At 64.6% G+C, this 21,193-nt stretch carries 19 protein-coding genes and 1 tRNA gene; 11 read left to right on the top strand and 9 right to left on the bottom strand.

Annotation, left to right across the window (positions count from 1 at the left end):
- Nucleotides 1-8: 8 nt before the first annotated feature.
- The 3 genes from EDE08_RS10435 to EDE08_RS10425 all read right to left on the bottom strand — a co-directional run bounded on the left by EDE08_RS10435 (nt 9) and on the right by EDE08_RS10425 (nt 4,669).
- Nucleotides 9-1,232, bottom strand: a complete 1,224-nt coding sequence (locus tag EDE08_RS10435; RefSeq protein WP_131868786.1) for a GGDEF domain-containing protein — start codon at nt 1,230-1,232, stop codon at nt 9-11.
- Between the two features lie 85 nt (nt 1,233-1,317).
- Nucleotides 1,318-2,820 carry a class I adenylate-forming enzyme family protein gene (locus EDE08_RS10430; RefSeq protein WP_131868785.1) on the bottom strand — a complete coding sequence of 501 codons (1,503 nt, stop codon included), beginning with the start codon at nt 2,818-2,820 and terminating at the stop codon, nt 1,318-1,320.
- 4 nt (nt 2,821-2,824) lie between these two features.
- On the bottom strand, nt 2,825-4,669 hold the full coding sequence (locus EDE08_RS10425) for an extracellular solute-binding protein (RefSeq protein ID WP_165935848.1): 1,845 nt from the start codon (nt 4,667-4,669) through the stop codon (nt 2,825-2,827).
- A gap of 259 nt (nt 4,670-4,928) precedes the next feature.
- On the opposite strand from EDE08_RS10425, the gene EDE08_RS10420 reads away from it, so the two are divergent.
- Nucleotides 4,929-5,747 carry an invasion associated locus B family protein gene (locus tag EDE08_RS10420; protein WP_131868783.1) on the top strand — a complete coding sequence of 273 codons (819 nt, stop codon included), beginning with the start codon at nt 4,929-4,931 and terminating at the stop codon, nt 5,745-5,747.
- Between the two features lie 72 nt (nt 5,748-5,819).
- On the opposite strand, the gene hspQ is transcribed toward EDE08_RS10420, so the two are convergent.
- A complete protein-coding gene (gene hspQ, locus EDE08_RS10415) occupies nt 5,820-6,152 on the bottom strand; it encodes a heat shock protein HspQ (protein ID WP_061881708.1) in 333 nt (110 codons plus the stop codon).
- A 106-nt stretch (nt 6,153-6,258) separates the two neighbouring features.
- Between hspQ and EDE08_RS10410 the strand changes: the two genes are divergently transcribed.
- Nucleotides 6,259-7,212 (top strand): AEC family transporter, encoded by a 954-nt coding sequence (locus tag EDE08_RS10410; RefSeq protein WP_131868782.1) that lies wholly within the window; start codon nt 6,259-6,261, stop codon nt 7,210-7,212.
- A gap of 6 nt (nt 7,213-7,218) precedes the next feature.
- Here EDE08_RS10410 and EDE08_RS10405 read toward each other — a convergent pair whose 3' ends face one another.
- Entirely contained in the window at nt 7,219-8,403 is a 1,185-nt protein-coding gene (locus tag EDE08_RS10405; protein WP_131868781.1) for a UbiH/UbiF family hydroxylase, read from the bottom strand.
- Between the two features lie 129 nt (nt 8,404-8,532).
- Between EDE08_RS10405 and pcsA the strand changes: the two genes are divergently transcribed.
- The 6 genes from pcsA to EDE08_RS10375 all read left to right on the top strand — a co-directional run bounded on the left by pcsA (nt 8,533) and on the right by EDE08_RS10375 (nt 15,129).
- Entirely contained in the window at nt 8,533-9,270 is a 738-nt protein-coding gene (gene pcsA / locus EDE08_RS10400; RefSeq protein WP_207912919.1) for a phosphatidylcholine synthase, read from the top strand.
- A complete protein-coding gene (locus tag EDE08_RS10395; RefSeq protein WP_131868780.1) occupies nt 9,267-10,001 on the top strand; it encodes a TerC family protein in 735 nt (244 codons plus the stop codon). Before pcsA ends, EDE08_RS10395 begins: the two co-directional genes overlap by 4 nt.
- Nucleotides 10,002-10,076: 75 nt before the next feature.
- Complete coding sequence (locus EDE08_RS10390) at nt 10,077-11,051, top strand: quinone oxidoreductase family protein (protein ID WP_131868905.1); 975 nt, start codon at nt 10,077-10,079, stop codon at nt 11,049-11,051.
- A 378-nt stretch (nt 11,052-11,429) separates the two neighbouring features.
- Nucleotides 11,430-11,834 (top strand): hypothetical protein, encoded by a 405-nt coding sequence (locus EDE08_RS10385; RefSeq protein WP_131874988.1) that lies wholly within the window; start codon nt 11,430-11,432, stop codon nt 11,832-11,834.
- Nucleotides 11,835-11,921: 87 nt separating this feature from the next.
- Entirely contained in the window at nt 11,922-14,177 is a 2,256-nt protein-coding gene (locus tag EDE08_RS10380) for an alpha,alpha-trehalose-phosphate synthase (UDP-forming) (RefSeq protein ID WP_131868778.1), read from the top strand.
- Nucleotides 14,178-14,364: 187 nt separating this feature from the next.
- Nucleotides 14,365-15,129 carry a Crp/Fnr family transcriptional regulator gene (locus EDE08_RS10375; RefSeq protein WP_131868777.1) on the top strand — a complete coding sequence of 255 codons (765 nt, stop codon included), beginning with the start codon at nt 14,365-14,367 and terminating at the stop codon, nt 15,127-15,129.
- A gap of 59 nt (nt 15,130-15,188) precedes the next feature.
- On the opposite strand, the gene EDE08_RS10370 is transcribed toward EDE08_RS10375, so the two are convergent.
- From EDE08_RS10370 to EDE08_RS10360, 3 genes are all read right to left on the bottom strand, one after another.
- Nucleotides 15,189-15,261 (bottom strand) — tRNA-Arg (locus EDE08_RS10370).
- A 116-nt stretch (nt 15,262-15,377) separates the two neighbouring features.
- Nucleotides 15,378-16,568, bottom strand: a complete 1,191-nt coding sequence (locus EDE08_RS10365; protein ID WP_131868776.1) for an acetylornithine transaminase — start codon at nt 16,566-16,568, stop codon at nt 15,378-15,380.
- A 268-nt stretch (nt 16,569-16,836) separates the two neighbouring features.
- The gene (locus EDE08_RS10360; RefSeq protein ID WP_131868775.1) at nt 16,837-17,484 is read right to left on the bottom strand and encodes a hypothetical protein; all 648 of its coding nucleotides are present in this window, start codon (nt 17,482-17,484) and stop codon (nt 16,837-16,839) included.
- Between the two features lie 336 nt (nt 17,485-17,820).
- On the opposite strand from EDE08_RS10360, the gene EDE08_RS10355 reads away from it, so the two are divergent.
- The 3 genes from EDE08_RS10355 to EDE08_RS10345 all read left to right on the top strand — a co-directional run bounded on the left by EDE08_RS10355 (nt 17,821) and on the right by EDE08_RS10345 (nt 19,709).
- Nucleotides 17,821-18,768 carry a hypothetical protein gene (locus EDE08_RS10355; protein WP_131868774.1) on the top strand — a complete coding sequence of 316 codons (948 nt, stop codon included), beginning with the start codon at nt 17,821-17,823 and terminating at the stop codon, nt 18,766-18,768.
- Between the two features lie 157 nt (nt 18,769-18,925).
- A complete protein-coding gene (locus EDE08_RS10350) occupies nt 18,926-19,357 on the top strand; it encodes a MerR family transcriptional regulator (RefSeq protein WP_131868773.1) in 432 nt (143 codons plus the stop codon).
- Nucleotides 19,290-19,709 carry a carboxymuconolactone decarboxylase family protein gene (locus tag EDE08_RS10345; protein WP_131868904.1) on the top strand — a complete coding sequence of 140 codons (420 nt, stop codon included), beginning with the start codon at nt 19,290-19,292 and terminating at the stop codon, nt 19,707-19,709. The genes EDE08_RS10350 and EDE08_RS10345 overlap by 68 nt, the downstream gene beginning before the upstream one ends.
- Before the next feature lie 103 nt (nt 19,710-19,812).
- Here EDE08_RS10345 and rimO read toward each other — a convergent pair whose 3' ends face one another.
- Nucleotides 19,813-21,132 (bottom strand): 30S ribosomal protein S12 methylthiotransferase RimO, encoded by a 1,320-nt coding sequence (gene rimO / locus EDE08_RS10340; protein WP_131868772.1) that lies wholly within the window; start codon nt 21,130-21,132, stop codon nt 19,813-19,815.
- Between the last annotated feature and the right edge of the window lie 61 nt (nt 21,133-21,193).

Here is a 21,193-nt window from a genome sequence, read left to right as displayed (position 1 = left end):
ATCGCGCTTCAGGATGCCGCCCGCGACGCATCCGCCGATAGCCGCGCCAGCAGCGACCGGGCCGTATCCGACGGGGACAGCGAATCCACGCTGACCACGGGATCGCTACGCATCTCGTGCTTGCCATTGGACGTGTGCCGCATCACCGCCGACAGGCGGCGGGCGATCATGTGCGCCGTGCGGAAGTCGGTCTCCGCGAACACGACGATCACTGAACCGTCCTTTTGCGCCGCGCCGAAATCCATCTGCCGCATCAGGCGGCTGAGGATCCGCGCGGCATCGAGCTGGGCACGGGAATTGCCGGGATCGAAAGCGAAGCGCGCGACCGAGAGGCCGCCGCCGCGGGCGAGCGCCTGCTCGACCGCCTTGGCAAAATCGCGGGCAAAGGCCTCGACCGTGAGCAGGCCGCTGCGCGGATCGATCCAGCCGCCCGCATCGATCGAGCGCAGCGTGCGGCTCAGCTGCGCTTCCATCGCGTGCTGGCGGATCAAGGGCAGCGCATTGGCGGCGACCTTCGCCGGCTCGCCGGCAATCAGCTCGAGATTGGGTAGATCATAAGTCTGCGTCAGCTGATGCGCGGTGAGGACCACCGGCAGGCTGCGGAAGCGGGTGTCCTCCGCGAGCACCGTGAGGAAGGCATCAGTCACGCGCGGAGTAAAACCTTCGGCCAGCACGACGCCGTCGAGGTCGCGGGTGTTGAGGTGTTTGGCGGCGGCCTCGATCGAGAGCGCGCCGACCACGCCGAAGCGTTCACCCAGCGCGACGGAGAGCGCGGGATAGGCTGCGCCGCGGCCGATCAGGAGCACGGTGGCATCGCGTGCGGGATCGCCTTCCGGCAGCGCGAGCTTCGCTTCCGGCAGCCGGCGCAGAACCGTTGCATGCAGTGTGCGCACGCGTAGCGCGGCACGGAGCCGCGCGATCAGGCGCTCGGGATTGCCGCCGCGCGAGGAGAAGGGCAGCGCGTTGTGCGGCAACGTGCCCGCCGCATCCAGGGTCACGAAAGGCACGTAAGGCGATTGGTCGGCGATCTTCTTGGCGAGCGCCGTTACAGGCGGCTCGTGTTCGGCATGCATCGCAGCGAGAACCGCGGCCGGCTGCACCTCGTCGACCGCGCGCGCCGCGCTGGCCCAATCGGTGTCGACGACGGGAAAGAGCCGGGCCTGGTCCAGCGCGGCCACGAAGGCGGGACGCTGGGCATCGGACACAAACAGGATCGGGCCCGCCTGGGACATCGACAAACTCTGATCACGCGACAGATGCCGCGCAGCCTAGTTCGGCCGCCTTAATGCAGTGTCAACGGAACGGGCAAAACTATGCCTAGACCGAGCCGGAGCGGTCGCGAAAGGCCTCGACCATCAGGGGGTTAAGCCCGAGCTCGCTGAGCGCTTCGCGGGCGCGGGCATTGTCCTGGGCGCGTCCCGCCAGCCGGTGACCCGAGAGGCGGTCGGGCAGCGCCGTGAGCAGGGCGCCCTGGCCGAGCCGGCGCGCCCATTCCTGGAGATCGTTGGAGAGGAAGCGGTAGCCGCCGACGGCCATGATGCCGGAGGGCGGCGCAGTGATGCAGATCGCGCCGCTCGGTCGGTCGAGCCGCGCGGCGTAACCGGTGTCGACATAGTCGCGCGGCGGCTGCGCGGTCAGCGTCTCGCCGACAGGCTGCGGCGGGGCGTAAGCCGCGATCGGCACCATCGCGCCGCGCAGGCCGAGCGTGCCCTTCGGCGTCAGCAGGATTTCGCCGGCAATGGAGGAGCCCGACTGCTCGCGCGGGGCGCCGTGCGGCCCGGGCATGACCGGCACCGGCATGCCGTCCTCGCCGCGGCGGGTGCCGAACAGTCCGGCCTCGCCGAACAGATAGACATCGGTCAGCGGCGCATGCGGCGCGATCCAGGCATCGCTCGCCGCGACCTGCTCGGGCGCGCGCCACAGGCCGATGACATTGCGCACGGTCGGCAGCCGTGCCGCTAGGTCGGCATCACCGAGCCGCAGCGCGAGCTGCGCCGGCGCAATCAGCACCTCGCATTCGTGCTCGTTGATCTGCTGCTCCAGCACCTCGTTCTCGAACGGGTGATGCAGCGCCAGCGTGCCGCCCGAGAGCAGCCATACCGCGAGCGAGGAGGCGAGGCCCGCGAACGACATCGGGGCGAACGCCGCCATCACGGTCGCTCCCTGCCGGATATCGGCTTCCAGCGACATGGCGAGCCCCCCGGCGATCAGGCTGAAATGCGGCCGCGGCACCGGACGGAAGCCTTCGGCGGTGACGTCGAAGGAGATCATCGCCGCCTTGCGGCCGTCCTGGATCACGGCGCGCGTCAGGCCGGGCGGGCGGGCGAGGACGTCGTCGAGCGACGCCATGCCTTCGGGCAGATCGCCTCCGAAGCCGCAGACGTGACGGATGGAGAAGGCTTCGGCGGCCGCATGCATCGCGAGGTCGGCATAGCTGACGCCGTCGACCGTGCTCATGGTGACGATGGCGCGCGCGGCGGTCCGGTTCAGCGCGGCGGTCAGTTCCGCGTGCCGCCAGAGCAGCGGCAGCACCGCGACGACGAGGCCGGCACGATGGGCGGCGAGCACGGTGAGCACGAACTCGACGGTATTCGGCAGCTGGATCGCGATGACGGAATTGGCCGGCAGGCCCGATTCGACGAAATGTGCCGACAGCGCCTCGATGGCCGTGTCAGCCTCGGCATAGGTCATCCGCCGCGGCTGGTGCCCGGTCACACGCGCCTTGTTGAGGGGATCGAGCAGAGCGAGCGCGTGCGGCTGCCGCATCAGCGTGCGCTGAAACAGCGTGTCGAGCGTCGGCGATATTGCTGGCTGGTTCACGGCGTCACTTTGCCTGATGAGCTTGCGGCTGCCCCTTCGCCCACCAGGTCTCCGGCAAGTAGCCCGAGAGCGAGGTGGCCTTGGGCCGTTCTATCCGATTCCAGCGCGCGATCCATTGCTCCGATACGTTAAACAGCGGGATTGTGTAGAAGCCCGCGATCAGAGCGCGGTCGAGCGCCCGCACCGCCGGGACGAAGTCCGTATGTTCACGGGCCTCCAGCAGGGCGGCGATCATGGCATCCACCGCGGGATCCCTGGCGCCCATGTAATTGCGCGTGCCGGGATTGTCCGCGGCAGCACTGCCCCAATAGAAATATTGCTCGTTGCCGGGCGAGAGCGACTGGTCCCAGCGGTTCTGGATCATGTCGAACTCGTAAGCGAGCCGGCGCTGGTCGAACTGCACGGGATCGACCGAGCGAACGGTCGGCTCGATGCCGGCGCGCTTGAGGTCGCGCTGGAAGGCGAGCGCAATGCGCTCCTGGTCGCGGGTCGTCACCATGATCTCGAAGGTGAAGGGCGCCTTGGTCGCGCGATTGCGCAGCACGGTGCCGTCGAGATCGTAGCCGGCCTCCGACAACAGCTTCAGCGCGGCGCGCAGCGTCGTGCGGTCGCGGCCCGATCCGTCGGTGACCGGCAGGCGATAACTGCCATCCATGATATCGGTCGGAATCCGTGCGGCGAACGGCTTGAGCAGTTCGCGTTCGCGTGCATCCGCCGGGCGGCCATAGGCCGACAGGTCCGAGCCGGCGAAATAGCCGGCAGCGCGCGAATAGAGCCCGAAGAAGTAATTGCGGTTGACCAGTTCGAAGTCGAACAGCAGCGTCAGGGCCTGGCGCACCCGGATGTCGGCAAAGATCGGGCGGCGGGTGTTGAACACCAGGAATTCGGAGGGCTGCGGCAAGCCGGGCTTGGCGGTGTCGCGGATCACATCGCCGCTCCGTGCGGCCGGAAAATCGTAGCCGTCGTGCCAGCGCAGCGGCTCGTGCTCGATGCGGAAATCGTAGAGCCCGCGCTTGAAGGCTTCGAACTGGCCGTTTGCCTCGCGAAAATAATCGAGCCGGATCTCGTCGAAATTGTAGAGCCCGCGGTTGATGGCGAGGTCGCGGCCCCAATAGTCGGGATTGCGGGTCAGCGTCACGCTGGCTCCGGGCTTCACGGCCGTCACCCGATAAGGGCCCGAGCCGACCGGCGCCATCAGCGTGGTCTCCTCGAAGGCCGCGACGTCGACCGCGTGCTTCGGCAGGACCGGCATCAGGCCGAGAATCAACGGCAGCTCGCGGTCGTTGGCGCCTGTGAGATCGAAGCGGACGGTGAGGGGATCGGTCGCCCAGGCCTTGGCAACTTTGGCGTAGTACTGCCGGTGGTTGGGGCGGCCGTGGTCGCGCAGCAGCTGCCAGGAGAACAGTACGTCCTCAGCCAGCACAGGCTTGCCGTCGGAGAAGCGGGCGCGCGGATCGAGGCGGAAGGTGACGAAGCTCCGCTCGTCGTCGGTTTCGACCGTCCTGGCGAGCAGGCCATAGAGCGTGAACGGCTCGTCATTGCCGCGGGCGAGCAGGCTCTCGACCACGTAGCCCCGCATCTGCTGCACGGCCAATCCTCTCACGATGAAGGGATTGAGGCTGTCGAAGGTTCCGAGAATACCCCAGGTCAAGCGGCCGCCCTTGGGGGCGTCGGGGTTGGCGTAGGGCATGTGGGTGAAGTCGGCCGGCATCGCCGGCTTGCCGTGCATGGCGATGGCATGAGCCTCCTCGGCCCGGGCGGCGCCTGCCAAAAGTCCGGTGACCACAGCGAGGGCGAGGACGCAGAGGCGGACGCCGAAGCCTTCGAGGAGGCGCTGGAACATGAACATCGGCACACGGTGATTCGACGACCGGCGGGCCTGAATCCTATCACAGGGAATTTGGTGGGGCGTTGGCGCCAAGCCGGCCAAAGGCGGTTGTCGGCATTGATCTTTTCGTCGGCCACGTTAAAAGGCGGGCAATCGCGCAAGAGCGTCGAGCCCGTCACCTATCCGCCTCAATTGACGGGGAGAGAGCCGCGCCCAAGGCGGCCAGGTTCGGCGCTTCGGAGCGGTTCGGGCACTTCCCGTTCAGAAAGGGTTTTCCGCAATGAATTTCCGTTACTTGGCCGCGTCCGTCCGGCCGCGCGGGCGACTTCTCGCCCTGTTGACGGCGACGGCGTTGGCCATTCCGTTTGCCGCCGAGGCCCAGACCCCTGCACCAGCCCCGGGCGCGCACAAGGCGGCTCCGGCCCCGAAAGCGGCTCCCAAGGCTGCCCCCAAGGCACCGGCACCGGCAGCGTCTCCGCAGGCCCAGCAGGCTCCCGCCCAGGGCGCTCCCGGGCAGCAGGGCGCGGCCCAGCCCGCCGACCAGCAGATCCAGCTGATCTACGCCCCCTGGACCAAGTTCTGTCTCAAGGGCCAGGATGCCAACGCCAAGCAAGTCTGCTTCACCGGCAAGGACGGCCGCATCGAGTCGGGACAGCCGGTCATCGCGGCCGTCATCATCGAGCCGGAAGGCGAGCCCAAGAAGATCCTGCGCGTGACGCTGCCGCTCGGCATGCAGCTCGTGCACGGCACCCGCATCATCGTCGACAACAATCCACCGCTGCAGAGCCCGTATGTGATCTGCTTCCAGAACGGCTGCATGTCCGACTACGAGGCCACGCCCGAGCTCATCAACAACATGAAGAAGGGCCAGAATCTCGTTGTCCAGGCGATCAATGCCAACGGCGCGCCGCTGACCCTACCGCTGCCGCTCGCCGGCGAATTCCAGAAGGCCTATGACGGTCCGCCGACCGATCCGAAGGTGTTCGAGGAAACCCAGAAGAAGCTTCAGGAAGAGCTTCAGAAGAAGGCCGACGAGCAGCGCAAGAAGCTCGAGCAGCAGGGCGGCGCGCCCGGGGCACCTCCGACTGCGCAGAAGTAATCAGGCCAGATTCCGATATGAAAAAGGCGCTCGTTTCGAGCGCCTTTTTTGCTTGCCGCCAACAGGCAACGATCAGTTCAGTGATGAGTTGCGGGGGCGATAGCCGCCGGCCTTGTCCTTGATGAAGATCTCCGCGACCTGGGAATGCCGGACCGGCTCGCCGGAATCGTCGGGCAACAGGTTCTGCTCCGAGACATAGGCGACGTATTCCGATTCCGCGTTCTCCGCGAGCAGGTGATAGAACGGCTGGTCCTTGTTGGGCCGCACCTCCTCGGGGATCGACAGCCACCACTCCTCGGTGTTGTTGAATTCCGGATCGATGTCGAAGATCACCCCCCGGAACGAGAAGATCCGGTGGCGAACGACCTGTCCGATCTGGAATTTCGCGGTCCGCGCTTTAATCATTCCCCGTCGATAGACCAGGATTGTGGCCGATGCTAGTGCCCTCGTCTGGAATTAACCCTCGTTTCCGGGGCGGATAGCCCCCAAGCCTTCAGAAAACACTTCATCAATGGCCGATATCCTCAATCTGGCGCTGCCCTATTTTGGCTTGATCTTCGTCGGCTTCGCCTGCGGCAAGGTCAAATCCCTCCCGGAATCGGGCCTCGCCTGGATGAACTTCTTCCTGCTCTACGTGTCGCTGCCGGCGCTGCTGTTCGCGATCATGTCGAAGACACCGTTTTCGGAATTGAATAACCCGCCATTCCTGGTCGCGACCACGCTGTCGACGGTTGCCGCGTTCACGCTGGCGCTGGTCGTCGGCAAGGTCTTGGGCCGGCTGACGCTGCGCGAGGCGACGCTCGCAGGTCTCTCCGGCGGCTACGGCAATATCGGCTACATGGGGCCGGGTCTGGCGCTCGCGGTGCTGGGGCCGAAGGCGTCGGCGCCGACCGCGCTGATCTTCTGCTGCGACAGCATCTTCCTGTTCACGATCGTGCCGCTCCTGATCGAGCTCTCCGACCGCGACCATCCCTCGCTCGTGCACGCCTTCGGCGTCGTGCTGAAGCAGATCGTGCTCAACCCGCTGATCATGTCCGCCTGCTTCGGCGCGGCTGTGGCTGCGCTGCATATCGAGCTGCCGGTCGCGCTCGACCGCACCATCACCTTCCTCCAGAACGCAGCCGCTCCGACCGCACTGTTCGTGCTCGGTGTGACCGTGGCGCTGCGCCCGTTCGACCGGGTGCCGTGGGAAGTGCCGGGCGTGATCGCGGTCAAGCTCCTGATTCATCCGCTCGCAGCGTTCGGCCTGATGCTGGCGTTCGGTCCGTTCGCACAGCCCTGGGCGGCCACCGCCGTGCTGATGGCCTCGCTGCCGCCGGCGCTGAACGTGTTCGTGATCGCCCGGCAGAACGACGCCTGGATCGAATCCGCCTCCGTGGCAGTGCTGCTCGGCACCTTCGCCTCGGTGGTCACGCTGACCAGCGTAATGTGGGCGATCCAGACCGGCCGGCTGGCGTTTCCGTGAGGAGGCTTATCGCCGCCACGTCGGCGTCAGCCCCTCGCGCATCGCAAAGCGCCGGAGCGGGCCGATGGCGCCGAGCAGGTGCATGCCGACGGCGCGGACCGGCTGGAGCGGCAGGAAATCGTTGAGCAAAGATCGGTTGGCGATGTCGATCGCAAAGGTGCGGCTCAAAATATCCGGCCGCCGCGCGCGGTCGTAGCGCCTGAGGATCTCGTCGGCGCCGGGGTCCTGCCCCGAGGCGATGGCATGGTTCGCGAGCCGCGCAATATCGGCGGCATCGCGCAGGCCGAGATTGAGGCCCTGGGCGCCGATCGGCGGAACCACATGGGCGGCTTCGCCGACCAGCGCGATGCGGTCGCGGCCGAAGGACTTTGGACGTTCGATCGCGAGCGGGAACAGGTTGCGCCCGGGCTCCACCGTCATGCGTCCCAGGATCGAATGCGACTGCTTCTCGATCGCGGCGGACAGCTCCTCGTCGCTCAAGCCGCGAAGCCGCTCGGCTTCCGCGGGCGCGGAGACCCAGACGACGCTGGAGCGATCGCCGGGCAGGGGGACGAACACGCAAGGCCCGTGCGGCGTGTGGAACTCGGTCGAGACATTGCGATGCGGCCGTGCGTGTCCGACGTTGAAGGTCAGGGCGGTCTGGTTCAGCTCGCGCCGCGTCACCTCGATGCCGGCGGCCTCGCGGCACAGCGAGTGCCGGCCGTCGGCACCGACCACCAGGCGGGCCGAGAGAAATTGTCCGGAGGCCGTGCGCAGCGCGACGTCGTCGGCTTCGATGACGACGCTTTCGGCCTCGTCGTCCAAGCGGACGAGGTTGGCCAGCTCGGCCGCGCGCTGTTCCAGCGCCAGCATCAGCGAACGGTTGTCGATGTTGTAGCCGAACGCATCGAGGCCGATTTCGTGACAGGAGAATCGCACCTCCGGCGCGCGGAACAGCCGGCCGGTGTCGTCGACGAGGCGCATGACTTCCAGCGCAGCCGCCTTGTCCCTGCAGCGCGGCCAGACGTCGAGGCCTTCCAGGAGATCGACGGAGGCGCCCAGCAGCGCGGTGGTGCGATTGTCGGCGTAGGGCACGCGGCGCGCCACCAGTGCAGTCCGGGCACCCGCCTGCGCCAGGGCGATTGCCGCGGCAAGACCGGCAGGTCCGCCGCCGATCACGGCCGCGTCATGGAGTGTCGATGCGTCTGTCATGGAACGACATTTGACACGCCGGGCGGCAAATTCAAGCCCACCTATATTTCCCTGATTTTATTGCGAATTGTGCGATCGTGCGCCGCATTGGCGGATGTGCAAACCGGTCGCATTCTGATAGCAGAAGCCATGGATACGCAGCAGGATTCCCTGAAGCCGAGACCGGCGATCCGCGCCGCAGCCTTCTCGGTGCACATCTTCACCGCGTTCGGCGCGGCGATCGCGCTTCTGGCGATGCTGGAGGCCGTGCGCGAGCACTGGACGGCGATGTTTCAATGGCTGGGCGTCGCCTTGATCATCGATGCGATCGATGGGCCGATCGCGCGCCGGCTCGACGTCAAGAACGTGCAGCCCAACTGGTCGGGCGACGTGCTCGATCTCGTGGTCGACTTCGTCACCTATGTCTTCGTGCCGGCCTACGCGATCGTGGCGAGCGGGCTGTTGCTGCCGGTCGCAGCCCCCTTGCTCGGCGTCGCCATCATCGTCACCAGCGCATTATATTTCGCCGATCTGCGCATGAAGGCCGACGACAATCATTTCCGCGGCTTCCCGGCGCTGTGGAATGCGGCGGCGTTCTATCTGTTCCTGCTGCACTGGCCGCCGCTCTGGTCGACGCTGCTGGTGGCCGCACTCGTCGTGCTGACCTTCGTGCCGTTCCACGTGCTGCATCCGGTCCGCGTCGTGCGGCTGCGCTGGCTGACGATGTCGCTGATCGCGATCTGGGCGGTGCTGGGCCTCTACACGCTGGCGATGGATTTCCGCGTCGGCACCGGCGTGACCGTCGTGCTCTGCGCCATCGCGCTCTGGATCAGCTTCAGCGACGCCTTGATCCGCCTGGTGAGATCCTTGGCGAGATGCTTGGCGTGATGCACCTGTTGACCAGCCCGGAAGCCTGGGCAGCGCTGCTCACCTTGACGGCGCTCGAGATCGTGCTCGGCATCGACAACGTCATCTTCATCTCGGTGATCGTCTCGCGCATCCCGGAGCAGCAGGCGTACCGCGCCCGCCAGATCGGGCTCGCGCTGGCGCTGGTGTTCCGCATCCTCCTGCTCAGCGTGCTGGTCTGGCTGATCGGCCTGACTGCGCCGGTGTTCTCGTTTGCGAGTTACGACTTCTCCTGGCGCGACCTCATCCTGATCGGCGGCGGCCTGTTCCTGATCGCCAAGGCGACGCACGAGATTCACGCCGAGGTCGAGGCCGATGACGGCGAGGGCGACCACAAGTCCGGCGGGAGCGCCTTCTTCTGGGTGATCGTCCAGATCATCGTCATCGATATCGTGTTCTCGCTGGATTCGATCATCACCGCGATCGGCATGGCGCAGGACATCGAAATCATGGTCGCGGCCGTCGTGATCGCATGCCTGATCATGTACATTTCGTCGGGCCCGGTGTCGCGCTTCGTCGCGGAGCATCCGACGACGAAGATGCTGGCGCTGGCCTTCCTGGTGCTGATCGGCGTCGCGCTGGTCGCGGACGGATTGGCGTTTCATATTCCACGCGGCTACATCTATTTCGCGATTGCGTTTTCGGCGGCGGTGGAATTCTTCAACGTGCTGGCCAAGCGCAACCGCAGGAAGGCCCGCAAGTCGTCTGCTTGATCGTTGCGGCCGGCCCCGAGTTGACAAGGCTGGCGCGATGGCTTTCGCTCAGTCGCGAGAAGAGGAGGTCAAATGATGACCAAAGCCATCCGTGTGCACAAGGTCGGAGGCCCCGAGGCCCTGGTCTATGAGGGCGTCGACGTGCCGGCGCCCGGGCCGGGCGAGGTGCGCATCCGCCAGCATGCGGTCGGCCTCAACTTCATCGATGTCTATTACCGCACCGGCCTCTACAAGGCGCCGGGGCTGCCCTTCATCGCGGGCAACGAGGCCTCGGGCGAGGTCGTCGCGGTCGGGCCGGGCGTCACGAATTTTCATCCCGGCGATCGTGTCGCCTATTATCACAATCTCGGCGCCTATACCGGCGAGCGCAACATCCCCTGGGAGAAGCTGGTCAAGCTGCCCGACCACATCACCTACGAGCAGGGCGCCGTGCTGATGCTGAAGGGGCTGACGGTCTGGTATCTCCTGCACAAGACGTTCAAGGTCGAGCCGCATCACCGCGTGCTGATTCATGCAGCCGCCGGCGGCATCGGCTTGCTTGCCTGCCAATGGGCGAGGGCGCTCGGCGCGCATGTCATCGGCACGGTCGGCTCGCGCGAGAAGGCCGAGCTTGCGGAGGCCAATGGCTGCGATCACGTCATACTCTACAACGAGGAGGATTTCGTCGCCCGCGTGAAGCAGATCAGCCGCAACGAGGGCTGCGACGTCGTCTATGACGGTGTCGGCAAGGCCACCTTTCCGGGCTCGCTGTCCTGCCTGAAGCCGCGCGGCATGTTCGTCTCCTTCGGCAATGCCTCAGGTCCGGTGCCGCCGTTCTCGATCGCCGAGCTCAACAATCACGGTTCGCTGTTCGCGACGCGGCCCAAGCTCAACGACTATGTCGGCACGCGCAAGGAACTGCTGGAGGGCGCCGACACGCTGTTCGCCGCCGTCATCAACGGCAAGTTGCACGTGCCGATCAACCACGCCTATGCGCTCAAGGACGCCGCCAAGGCGCATATCGATCTCGAAAGCCGCAAGACCACGGGGGCTTCGATCCTGAAACCCTGAGACGCCGGCGCGCGAACCCGCAATACGGGATTTGTCGGTACGGTATCGTACCCATCGTGTCCTATGCCCGATTGTGTCCGCTTTTGCGGCACATCAAGTTCTCGGGGCTGCCACGATTCGATCCCGGTTGTGGCGGGTGGAATTCCGACGATCTGTTGCGGGGGCAAGATGTCAGATACTGCAAAATCCGAATTCAAATATCCTGAAGCGCAATGCATGGTCTGCGCAGCGCGGACGCCGCATCTGCACGAACGGCGTGCGGTCGCGGGGCGCATGGTCGTGCGATCGGTCTGTCTTGCGTGCAACTCCGAAAGGCCCTCGGACCTGGCCAGGAATTAGGCCCACGACGGTCGATAGGCGCGCCGTACGCCCTTGGTCATGAAACGCAATGCTCGCACGCTCGCAATGGCAGATCAGTACGTTTCCGAGGAGTTGCGCGACTTCATCTTTGAGCGGATCGACTCCGTGGCACAGATCGAGGCGCTTCTTCTCATTCGATCCGATCCTCGATCGGAGTGGAGCGCCACGCGGCTCGCGGAGCGGCTGTACATCAGCAAGTCGGATGCAGCAGAGGCCTTGAGCCGCCTGTGCACCTCCGAGCTATTGTCCTGCGTCGATGAAATCTACCGCCTTGAAGGCGTGCCCGATCAGAATCGGATGTTGATCGAGCAACTGGTGGAGGTCTACTCGCACCATCTTATTGCAGTCACGAACCTCGTTCACTCGAAACCTCGCAGGATCGGCTCATTCGCCGACGCGTTCAAATTCCGGAAGGGGTCGTGACCGTGTCCTCCATCATCTATGGACTGTATGCGCCGACACCGCTGATCAAAGCCGCACTCACGATCCAGAACCGGTCGCGTTGAAGTCATGCCGATCCGGTTCAGGGATTTTCTCCGCTTCGGCGTATTCGGCGTTGCCGTCGCCATGATCGTCGCGTTTGGTATCTCTCCGTTCACGGGCGGAATCGTTCAGCAATGGTCGCGCAGCGATGTGCAGGCGCGGTCGCGGCTTGTCTTCAATGCGATCCAGCCCTTCCTCGACCGAGACGTCGAAGATCAGTCGTGGGACCGCCTGAGCGATCTGTTTGGGCGCGTTGCGCAGGACAAGAAGATTCTCGCGGTCGGATTTTGCAGCCACGCGGGCGCGCTGGTCGCGCCGACGCCAGAAATGCCGCCGAGTTTCGGCTGCGACAAGATCGCGAAATCGGAAAACGAGAGCTTCTCGGACATCGTTGTCGATGGGCGACGGATTCTCGTCGCGGCGTTTCCCGTCAACGGTTTCAGGGGCCGATCCTACCTCGTGATCCTGACCGACTTGAGCTTTGCCAGCGTGCGCTCGAGCCAGGTCGTGGCCTATTTGCTAGCCTCCCTGGCCAGTGTCGTGCTGGTCCTGACCGTCGGCTCGATCATCTTTGCCGTGTTCATGCTCAGGAGCTGGATGAGTTCACTCAGGCGCGCAGTCGACGAGGTTCGTCTAGGGACGGCGGGGAAGCATCCTCCGGCAACCGGGTCGGCCCTTGATCGCGAGATTCACAAGCTGCTGCGGCGGACTGAAGATTTCAGCGTGGCGCATCAGATCGACTGGACTCCGAAAGCATTGCAGGAGCTACTCCATGGCGTGTTGCCGGGCGCCGAGGTTCTGGTCCTCTCGAACCGCGAGCCCTACATTCATAACCGGACGGATCACGGAATTGTCGTCCAACGTCCGGCAAGTGGGCTGGTCTCCGCGCTGGAGCCCATCATGCGCGCCTGCGGCGGCACATGGGTCGCGCACGGCAGTGGCAGCGCGGACCGGGAAACCGTCGACGCGAACGACAGGATCAGGGTTCCGGAAGGTGCACCTAGCTACACTCTGCGGCGTGTGTGGATATCCGAAGCAGAGCAGGACGGCTATTACTATGGCTTCGCCAATGAAGGGTTGTGGCCGCTCTGTCACATCGTGTTCGTGCGACCGGCGTTTCGAAGCGGCGACTGGCACATGTATCGGGAGATAAACCAACGCTTCGCCGATGCCGTCGTCGCAGAGGCGCGAACCGAAGATCCCGTCGTCCTCGTCCAGGACTATCATTTCGCCCTGGTCCCCAAGATGATCCGTCAGCGTCTGCCGAAAGCGACGATCATCTCGTTCTGGCACATCCCCTGGCCCAACGCCGAGACGTTCAGCATCTGCCCGTGGCGGCGGGAGATCATCGAGGGAATGTTGGGAAGCACGATTCTGGGATTTCACACCCAGTTCCACTGCAACAATTTCATTGAGTGCGTCGATCGCTTTGTGGAGAGCCGGATCGACCGCGAGGTGCAGGCAGTCAGCCTTGGCGGCCACGAAACCAGGATTCGCGCTTATCCGATCTCGATCGAGTGGCCTCCCAGCGCGCTCGCGAGTGTGCCGACGCGAGAGACGTGTCGGGCGGAAGTCTTTAGAGAGTTCGATCTGGCTGAGGGAACAAAGCTGATCGTCGGTGTCGAGCGCTTCGACTACACCAAGGGCATTCCCGATCGCATGAGGGCGATCGACGCGCTTTTGACGCGTGATCCTTCCTGGGAAGGGCGGCTCGCTTTCGTTCAGGTTGCAGCGCCAACGCGGAGTAAGCTCGACACGTATTCCGGGCTGCAGGCTGAGGCTGAAAGCCTTGCCGATGCGATAAATGCTCGGCATCAAGACCGGCAGGCTCCCATTCGACTGGTGGCGCGGCACTATGAATCGTCCGACGTTTTCAAGCTGTTTCGCGCCGCTGATGTCTGTGTCGTCAGCAGCCTGCACGACGGCATGAATCTTGTCGCCAAGGAATTCGTCAGCTCGCGTGACGACAACGCCGGCGTCCTCGTTCTCTCCAGCTTTACGGGAGCCTCGCGAGAGATGTCGGAAGCCCTGATCGTGAACCCTTATGACACGGAGGAACTCGCGGCCGCCATCAAGCGTGCGATGAGCATGCCGCTGGATGAGCAAGCCGAGCGGATGAAGCTGATGCGGCAGCAGGTCAGGGAGAACAATGTCTATCGTTGGGCCGGCACCATGCTGGTCGATTCCGCGCGAAGTCGCACGCGAGAGCGAATTCTTGCTTTGACGTCATCCGGCGAGAGCGCGCATGCCGGCGCGACGGGTGCGCGGACACACTGGTCGTAGCCCCGAGAGTGAGGCGGGTGAGAGGTTGATGCGGGCTCTCGGCCCTTCTGCAGTTCCGTGTGTCGCGCCTGCGCTGCTATGTCACAACGCAGCCCGGCGGTCGAAGGCTAGTTTGCGGCGAAGTCGATGGTCGCTTCGTTTCGGAGACGACCATCTGCCGATTGCGATAGCGGGGCAAGTGTAGGACATGTTCAATCCCGTTTCATCGAAACTTGTCGGTGGGGCGCATACGACGCCTTGTACGGTGCAGAACGCGATCCTCGCGACCCTGCCCGAGCCACAATTCGAATTGCTTCGACCGCACCTCAAGGCCGTCTCGCTGAAGCGGAACGAAATTCTCCAGGATGCTTTGCGGCATCCGGACGCTGCATACTTCATCGAGTCAGGCGTGGTCTCGCGTATGGTGCGAACGGTGAAGGACGGTCTGGTCGAAGTGGCGGTCGTCGGGAAGTTTGGCTTTGTCGGCGTATCGCTGGTGCTTGGTGCGGCGCAGACGGTCCAGAGGAGCGTTGTCCGCGTTCCCGGCAGTGCGCTACGCATCGAAGCCGAAGCGTTCCGCGAGATCCTGCACCAAAGCCCTGAGACGCGCGAACACATGCTGGGATATGTCCAGCTGTTGATTGCGCTGAATGCGCAGATCGCATTGTGCAATGCGAGGCACGACATCTCCGAGCGCGTTGCGCGTTGGATGTTGCTCACCCAGGATCGCATCGGGGGCGACCGCATTCCCGTGACACATGGAGTCATGGCGACCGCGCTCGGCGTGAGGCGGCCGAGCGTGTCGAAGGCCCTTTCCGATTTCGAGGCGAAAGGCATCATCGAGGGGAGGCGTGGGGCCATTCGCATCCGGGATATCGATACCCTGCGCGGGGAGGCCTGCGAATGCGAGCGGATCCTGAAGGACAGGTTTCGCCTCTTCCGCGACATGCCCCATCATCGTCGCGTCATGTGACGGGACGCAGTGGTCGAGCCTTAGCGCGCCGGGGCGCCGGGTTGACTCAGTCGTGATCGTGGTCCCGCGAGGACTCGAACCTCGGACCTCCGCGCCCGCAACGCGGTGCTCTATCCCCTGAGCTACGGAACCTTGCACCTTCGCTCACTAAAGCGCGATGCGATCAGGATGCATCGTCATCGCGCTTTACGTTATTGTTTGAGCATGATCTTTTCGGAAAACCGCTGCGCACTTTTCCGGATCATGCTTTACGCCACCCGCCGTGCCGCGCCGGCCTTGGTCAGGATGCCGTCGAGACAATCGATCATCTCGGCGATCTCTGCCTTCGTGACGTTGAGTGCCGGCATGAAGCGCAGCGTGTCGACCTGCGGTGCGTTCAGGAGCACGCCGGCTTCGAACGCCTGCGCGACGATGCCCGGCGCGATCGGCAGCTTGAGATCGAGCGCGAGCAAGAGCCCACGTCCGCGTACGCCGCCGAGCCCGTGCCGGGCCGAGACTTTCTGCAACTCGCTTTCGAGCAGGAGGCCGGTCTCGGTGACCGCTTTCAGGAAGTCCGGCTTGCTGACCTCCTCGAGCACCGCGAGCCCCGCCGCACACATGATCGGGTTGCCGTTGAACGTGCCGCCCTGGTCGCCGTGCTCGAAGCAGGAGGCGCGTTCGGTCGCCAGCAGCGCGGCGAGGGGCACGCCGCCGCCGATGCCCTTGCCGAGCGTCATGATGTCGGGCGCAATGCCGGTGTGCTCGTAATGGAAGAGCTTTCCGGTCCGGCCCATGCCGGTCTGGATCTCGTCGAAGATGAGCAAGAGGCCATGCTCCTCGGTGAGCGCGCGCAATTGCTGCAGGAACTGGTCGGTCGCGGGCCACACGCCGGATTCCCCCTGGATCGGCTCGAGCATCACGGCGACGGTGTTGTCGTTGATCAGAGCTTCGACCGAGGCGATGTCGTTGAGCTTGGCCTTCTTGAAGCCTGCGACCTTCGGCTCGAACAGCGGCTCGAATGCCTTCTTGCCCGAGGCCGACATCGTCGCCAGCGTCCGGCCGTGGAAGCCGCCTTCGAAGCTGATGATCTCGAACGCGCCGCCCTTGTGCACGCTGCCAAATTTGCGCGCGAGCTTGATCGCGCCTTCATTGGCCTCCGCGCCGGAGTTGGCAAAGAACACCTGATCGAAAGCACTGTTTGCGACGAGTGCCTGCGCCAGCATGAGGCTCGGCTCGTTGTAGAAAGCCGGGCTCGGCGTCAGCAGCCGCCTGGCTTGCGCGCCAAGCGCGTCAGCGACCGCGGGCGGGGAGTGGCCGAGGCAGTTCACGGCCCAGCCCTGCACGAAATCGAGATAGCGCTTGCGGCTGTCGTCCCAGAGGTAGGAGCCGGCGCCGCGGACGAACACGGTCTTGGGCCGTGCGGTGATGTCCATCAGCGCGTCATACGGATGCGTGGTCATGTCGTACTCCTCTGGAGGCGGGTGGAAAACGGGCGCAAAAAGCAGAAAGGCCGCACCTTGCGGGTGCGGCCTTCTCGAAGACTTGAGCTGAATTCTAGTGGTTCAGCGGCGTCGTCGGACATGGCGCACCCTCTCGTCGTCGCGGGAGCGACGACGGAGCATTGCGGTGCGCTGGTTGGTCCGGTTGATCATGGGGCGCGGCAATACATGCGAATGCCGGGGCTTGTCAAGCGGGCGTTTTGCCGAACACGCGCCTCGCGTGCATCGGTCAGGTCAGGTGGGCGGCTTCCTCGGCTTCCTCGGCGTCTTCGTCGCCCCAATCCGCCTCCGCAATCGCGGAGTCGATCAGCTCGCCGCGCATCAGCTTGAGCGGCGAATTCCAGTACAGCGCGATATTGTGGAACGGGTCGGTCAGCACCTTGAACGCCCATACCAGGCCGGTCGTGAGGTCGCGGGTGACGAAGAGCTGGAGCATGCGCGCCAGTCCGCCGGCGATGCCGACCGCGAGCCAGAGCGCGCCGACGTGCCGGACGAAGTCGAGGCGCCCGGCCGGCGGATCGAACAGTCCGAACAGCGTCGGAAAGGCGAACAGCACAAGCGGCACACTGCCCCAGACCAGCAGCAGCACGATCTTGCGGGTCTGGTTGTAGCCGACCTTGACTGCTTCCTTGTACTCGTTGCTGACGCCGTTGACGGCGTCATAGCCGTTCGGCTCGAAGAAGAAATGACCGGTCTGCCGCGTCAGCATCGCAAGCCAACCGACGATGCCGGCGAGCGCGGGGTCTATGAACAGCAGCGCGTAGCAGAACAGGAAGATCACGGCGCTGAAGAGATGCAGCGTCTGGTTGACGGTGCTCTGGTGGTAGAAGCGGTAATCGTCGAAGCGCTGTGTGCGCAGCATACCCGAGAGGCTCATCCTCGTTCCTCGCTCGCGTTGAAAAGCGCGGGCAGAGTTAGGCCGAGTCCGTGACCCCTGCGTGAATGCACTATAGTGTCACAATACGCGCTCCGCAGGCAGTTTCGCGCGTCGCGCCGCGGCGGCCGAGACGACGAAGCGTGCGAGTGAGGCCGACGCGGTTACCGGCGCGCGCATGGTCTGCTCCAGATACCGCTGGTTTCCCGTCATTTCATTGTCGCCGCGCAGAAACCATCGCGTCGCTGGCGCGTTTGTGATCGAGGTACGCCAATTGGTTCGAACCGGACGCACGGCGGCTCAGACCAAGAGGGCGGGACCAACGAGACAGTTTCAGCCTTGTCCGACACGCCTTATCCGATCGACCTCGACAGCATTCGCGGCGCATTTCCGCCGGGGATCGAGACGCCGCGGCTGCTGGTCGACTTTGCCGGCTGGCTCGAGGGACGTCCCTGGGGCAGCGTCGGCTGCTTTGCGCTGCAGGGCCAGTTCGCAGATCACGCGCCGATCGTCGACGGCAGTCCCCTGCGCGACAGGTTCTCGCTGTTCATGCGTCTGCCGGACGGCTCGGCCGTGGGTGGCTGGTACGGCGCCGGTCTCGACCGGGACAATCCGCCGATCGTGGGACTGGGGTCGGAGGGCGACTACGAGCTGCTCGCACCGAGCCTCGATGCTTTGCTCGGCAAGCTCACATCGCAGGCTTTCGACCGCGCCTGGAGCGATCTGCGGCCGCATGAGGATGTCGCGTGTCAGACGGTCGAGCTTGCGCAATGGCTCGCCCGGCAGCCGGCTGGTGACAAGTCGACATCTGAAGAAGGTGCGCCGGATCTGCCCGACTTCCGCGGCTTTGTCGAAAAATGGAGCAGGGATCGCGAGGACTATTGGGCCAATCACCGCTTGATGGCCGAGCTCGGCTGGCGGCTTGCCGCGCATCTACCCAAGGGCAAGACTCCATGGGACAAGACGCATTTCGAGGTTGCGATCGTCGGCAAGCAGTACGAGGCGCGCGTCCTGTCACGCGGGCCGCAGCCGTTCGGGGAAGCCGCCTCGATCGAATCCCTGCTTCGCGATCTGCGCGAGGAGATGCGCCGCGCGCAGCCCGAACTCGGGCTATGGTATGCGATGAAGTTCGGTCTCTATGCCGACGGCCGCGTCATGCCGAGCTTCGAATACGATGTGCGCCCGACCATCGACGGTGAGCCTGCGTTGCTATCCGAAGCGAAGGCTGATCTCGCCCGCGCTCCGCGCCCGGAACGCTGGGTGCCGAAATGGCTGGCGGCATCCTGAAGCTCGGAATCCCGCGATCCTGCCGCCCAGCCGGCGCGCCAAAATCTTCTGCTGTCGCGCCATCCTGTCCTCGCGGGAACGGCACCTCCGATCCCCCTTGACTTAGAGTGCGCTCGAAGGGGTATCTGTGCTTGCGTCAATACGAGAACGGGCACACATGAAGATCGGCGACCTCGCAAAACGAACCGGCTTGTCGACCCACACGCTGCGCTATTATGAGCGCATCGGGCTGCTTCCATACGCTGACCGGGATCGCTCCGGTCAACGTGATTTTGACGCATCAATCCTGACATGGATCGCATTCCTCGGTCGGCTCAAGACCACCGGAATGCCAATCCGGGACATGTTGCGTTATGCGGCGCTTCGTGACGAAGGCGAAGCCACCGGGCCCGCCCGGCGGCAGATGCTTGAAATCCACCGGGAACAGGTTCGCACGCAGATTGCCGAACTCCAGGAATGCCTGCTCGTCCTTGATACCAAGATCGCCGGCTATGCCGGCGGCGAACAGAGGACGAAGGAAAATGACGCACGCCCAAACCCAAGCCGAAAGCCGCTTCGACCGCGGTCAGCGGGCCCTATCACGCATTGACGGCAGTGCCGGCGAAAAAGTCATCGCCTCACTCGCCGACATCGCTCCGGATTTCGCGCGATACGTGATCGAGTTTCCGTTCGGCGACATTTACTGCCGCCCGGGCCTCGGCTTGCGCGATCGAGAGATCGCGACGATCGCCGCGCTGACGGCGCTCGGAAATGCTGCGCCTCAGCTCAGAGTGCATCTCGAGGCGGGTCTGAACGTCGGGCTGTCTCGCAACGAGATCGTGGAGATCATCATGCAGATGGCCGTCTATGCGGGCTTCCCGGCTGCGCTGAACGGGCTATTCGCAGCCAAGGAGGTGTTCGCCGCGCAGGACGAACAGCGGGCATCGGGAGAAGCGACATGACCAACTCGCCTCAAACCCTCTTCATTGGTCAGTGCATGCGATCTCTTCCGCGCACCCAAGCCGCAGCGCTGGGTACCGAAATGGCCGGCCTGACGCCGTGCTCTCAGAATCCCGCGACGCTGCCGTGCAGATCGTATTGGTCCGCGCGCTCGATCTTGGCGGTGACGATCTCGCCGACGCGCAAGGGGCGGCGGCTCGTCAGATAGACCGCGCCGTCGATCTCCGGCGCGTCGGCCTTGGAGCGACCCTTGGCGACGGTCGGGCCGACTTCGTCGATGATGATCTGCTGGCGCGTCCCGACCTTGCGCTTCAGCCTGCGTGCCGAGATCTTCTGCTGGCGGGCCATCAGTGCGTTGTAGCGCGCCTGCTTGACCTCTTCCGGTACCGGGTTCTCGATCGCGTTCGACGTTGCGCCGGCGACCGGCTCGTACTTGAAGCAGCCGAGACGATCGATCTCGGCCTCATCGAGCCAGTCGAGCAGATAGGCGAAGTCCGCATCGGTCTCGCCGGGGAAGCCGACGATGAAGGTTGAACGCAAAGCGAGATCGGGACATTCCTCGCGCCAGCGCTTGATCCGCGCCAGCGTCTTGTCCTGCGCCGCCGGGCGCTTCATCGCCTTCAAGACCTCGGGGCTCGCATGCTGGAACGGGATGTCGAGATAGGGCAGCACCTTGCCCTCGTTCATCAGCGCGATGACCTCGTCGACATGCGGGTAGGGGTAGACGTATTGCAGCCGGACCCATGCGCCCAACTCGCCGAGCTCGCGCGCGAGGTCGAGGAATTTGGCGCGGACCTGGCGGTCCTTCCACGGGCTCTCGGCAAATTTGAGATCGACGCCGTAGGCGGAGGTGTCCTGCGAGATCACCAGCAGCTCCTTGACGCCGGCGCCGACCAGGCGCTCGGCCTCGCGCAGCACGTCGTTGGCTGGGCGCGAGACGAGGTCGCCGCGCAGCTTCGGAATGATGCAGAAGGTGCAGCGATTGTTGCAGCCTTCGGAGATCTTCAAGTACGCGTAGTGGCGCGGCGTCAGCTTGATGCCCTGCGGCGGCACCAAGTCGAGATGCGGATTGTGCGCGGGCGGCAGCGCGCGGTGCACGGCATCGAGCACGCTCTCATATTGCTGTGGGCCGGTGATGGAGAGCACGCCGGGATAGGCCTGCTCGATCGCTTCCGGTTCCGCGCCCATGCAGCCGGTCACGATCACCTTGCCGTTCTCGGCCATGGCCTCGCCGATCGCCGAGAGCGATTCCTGCTTGGCGCTGTCGAGGAAGCCGCAGGTGTTGACGATGACGATGTCGGCCCCGTCATGCTTGCGGGCGAGCTCATAGCCCTCCGCGCGCAGCCGCGTGATGATGCGCTCGGAATCCACCAATGCCTTGGGGCAGCCGAGGGACGTGAATGAAATGCGCGGCGCTCTGTCCATGTATCGCCTGGAGCCTATCTGAATTGTCTGGATTTGTGATCTAAGTAATTGAACCGACGGC

Source organism: Bradyrhizobium sp. R2.2-H (assembly GCF_004346455.1).
In the GTDB taxonomy this organism is placed as follows: domain Bacteria; phylum Pseudomonadota; class Alphaproteobacteria; order Rhizobiales; family Xanthobacteraceae; genus Bradyrhizobium; species Bradyrhizobium diversitatis.
This window is presented reverse-complemented; position numbering and strand designations above follow the sequence as displayed.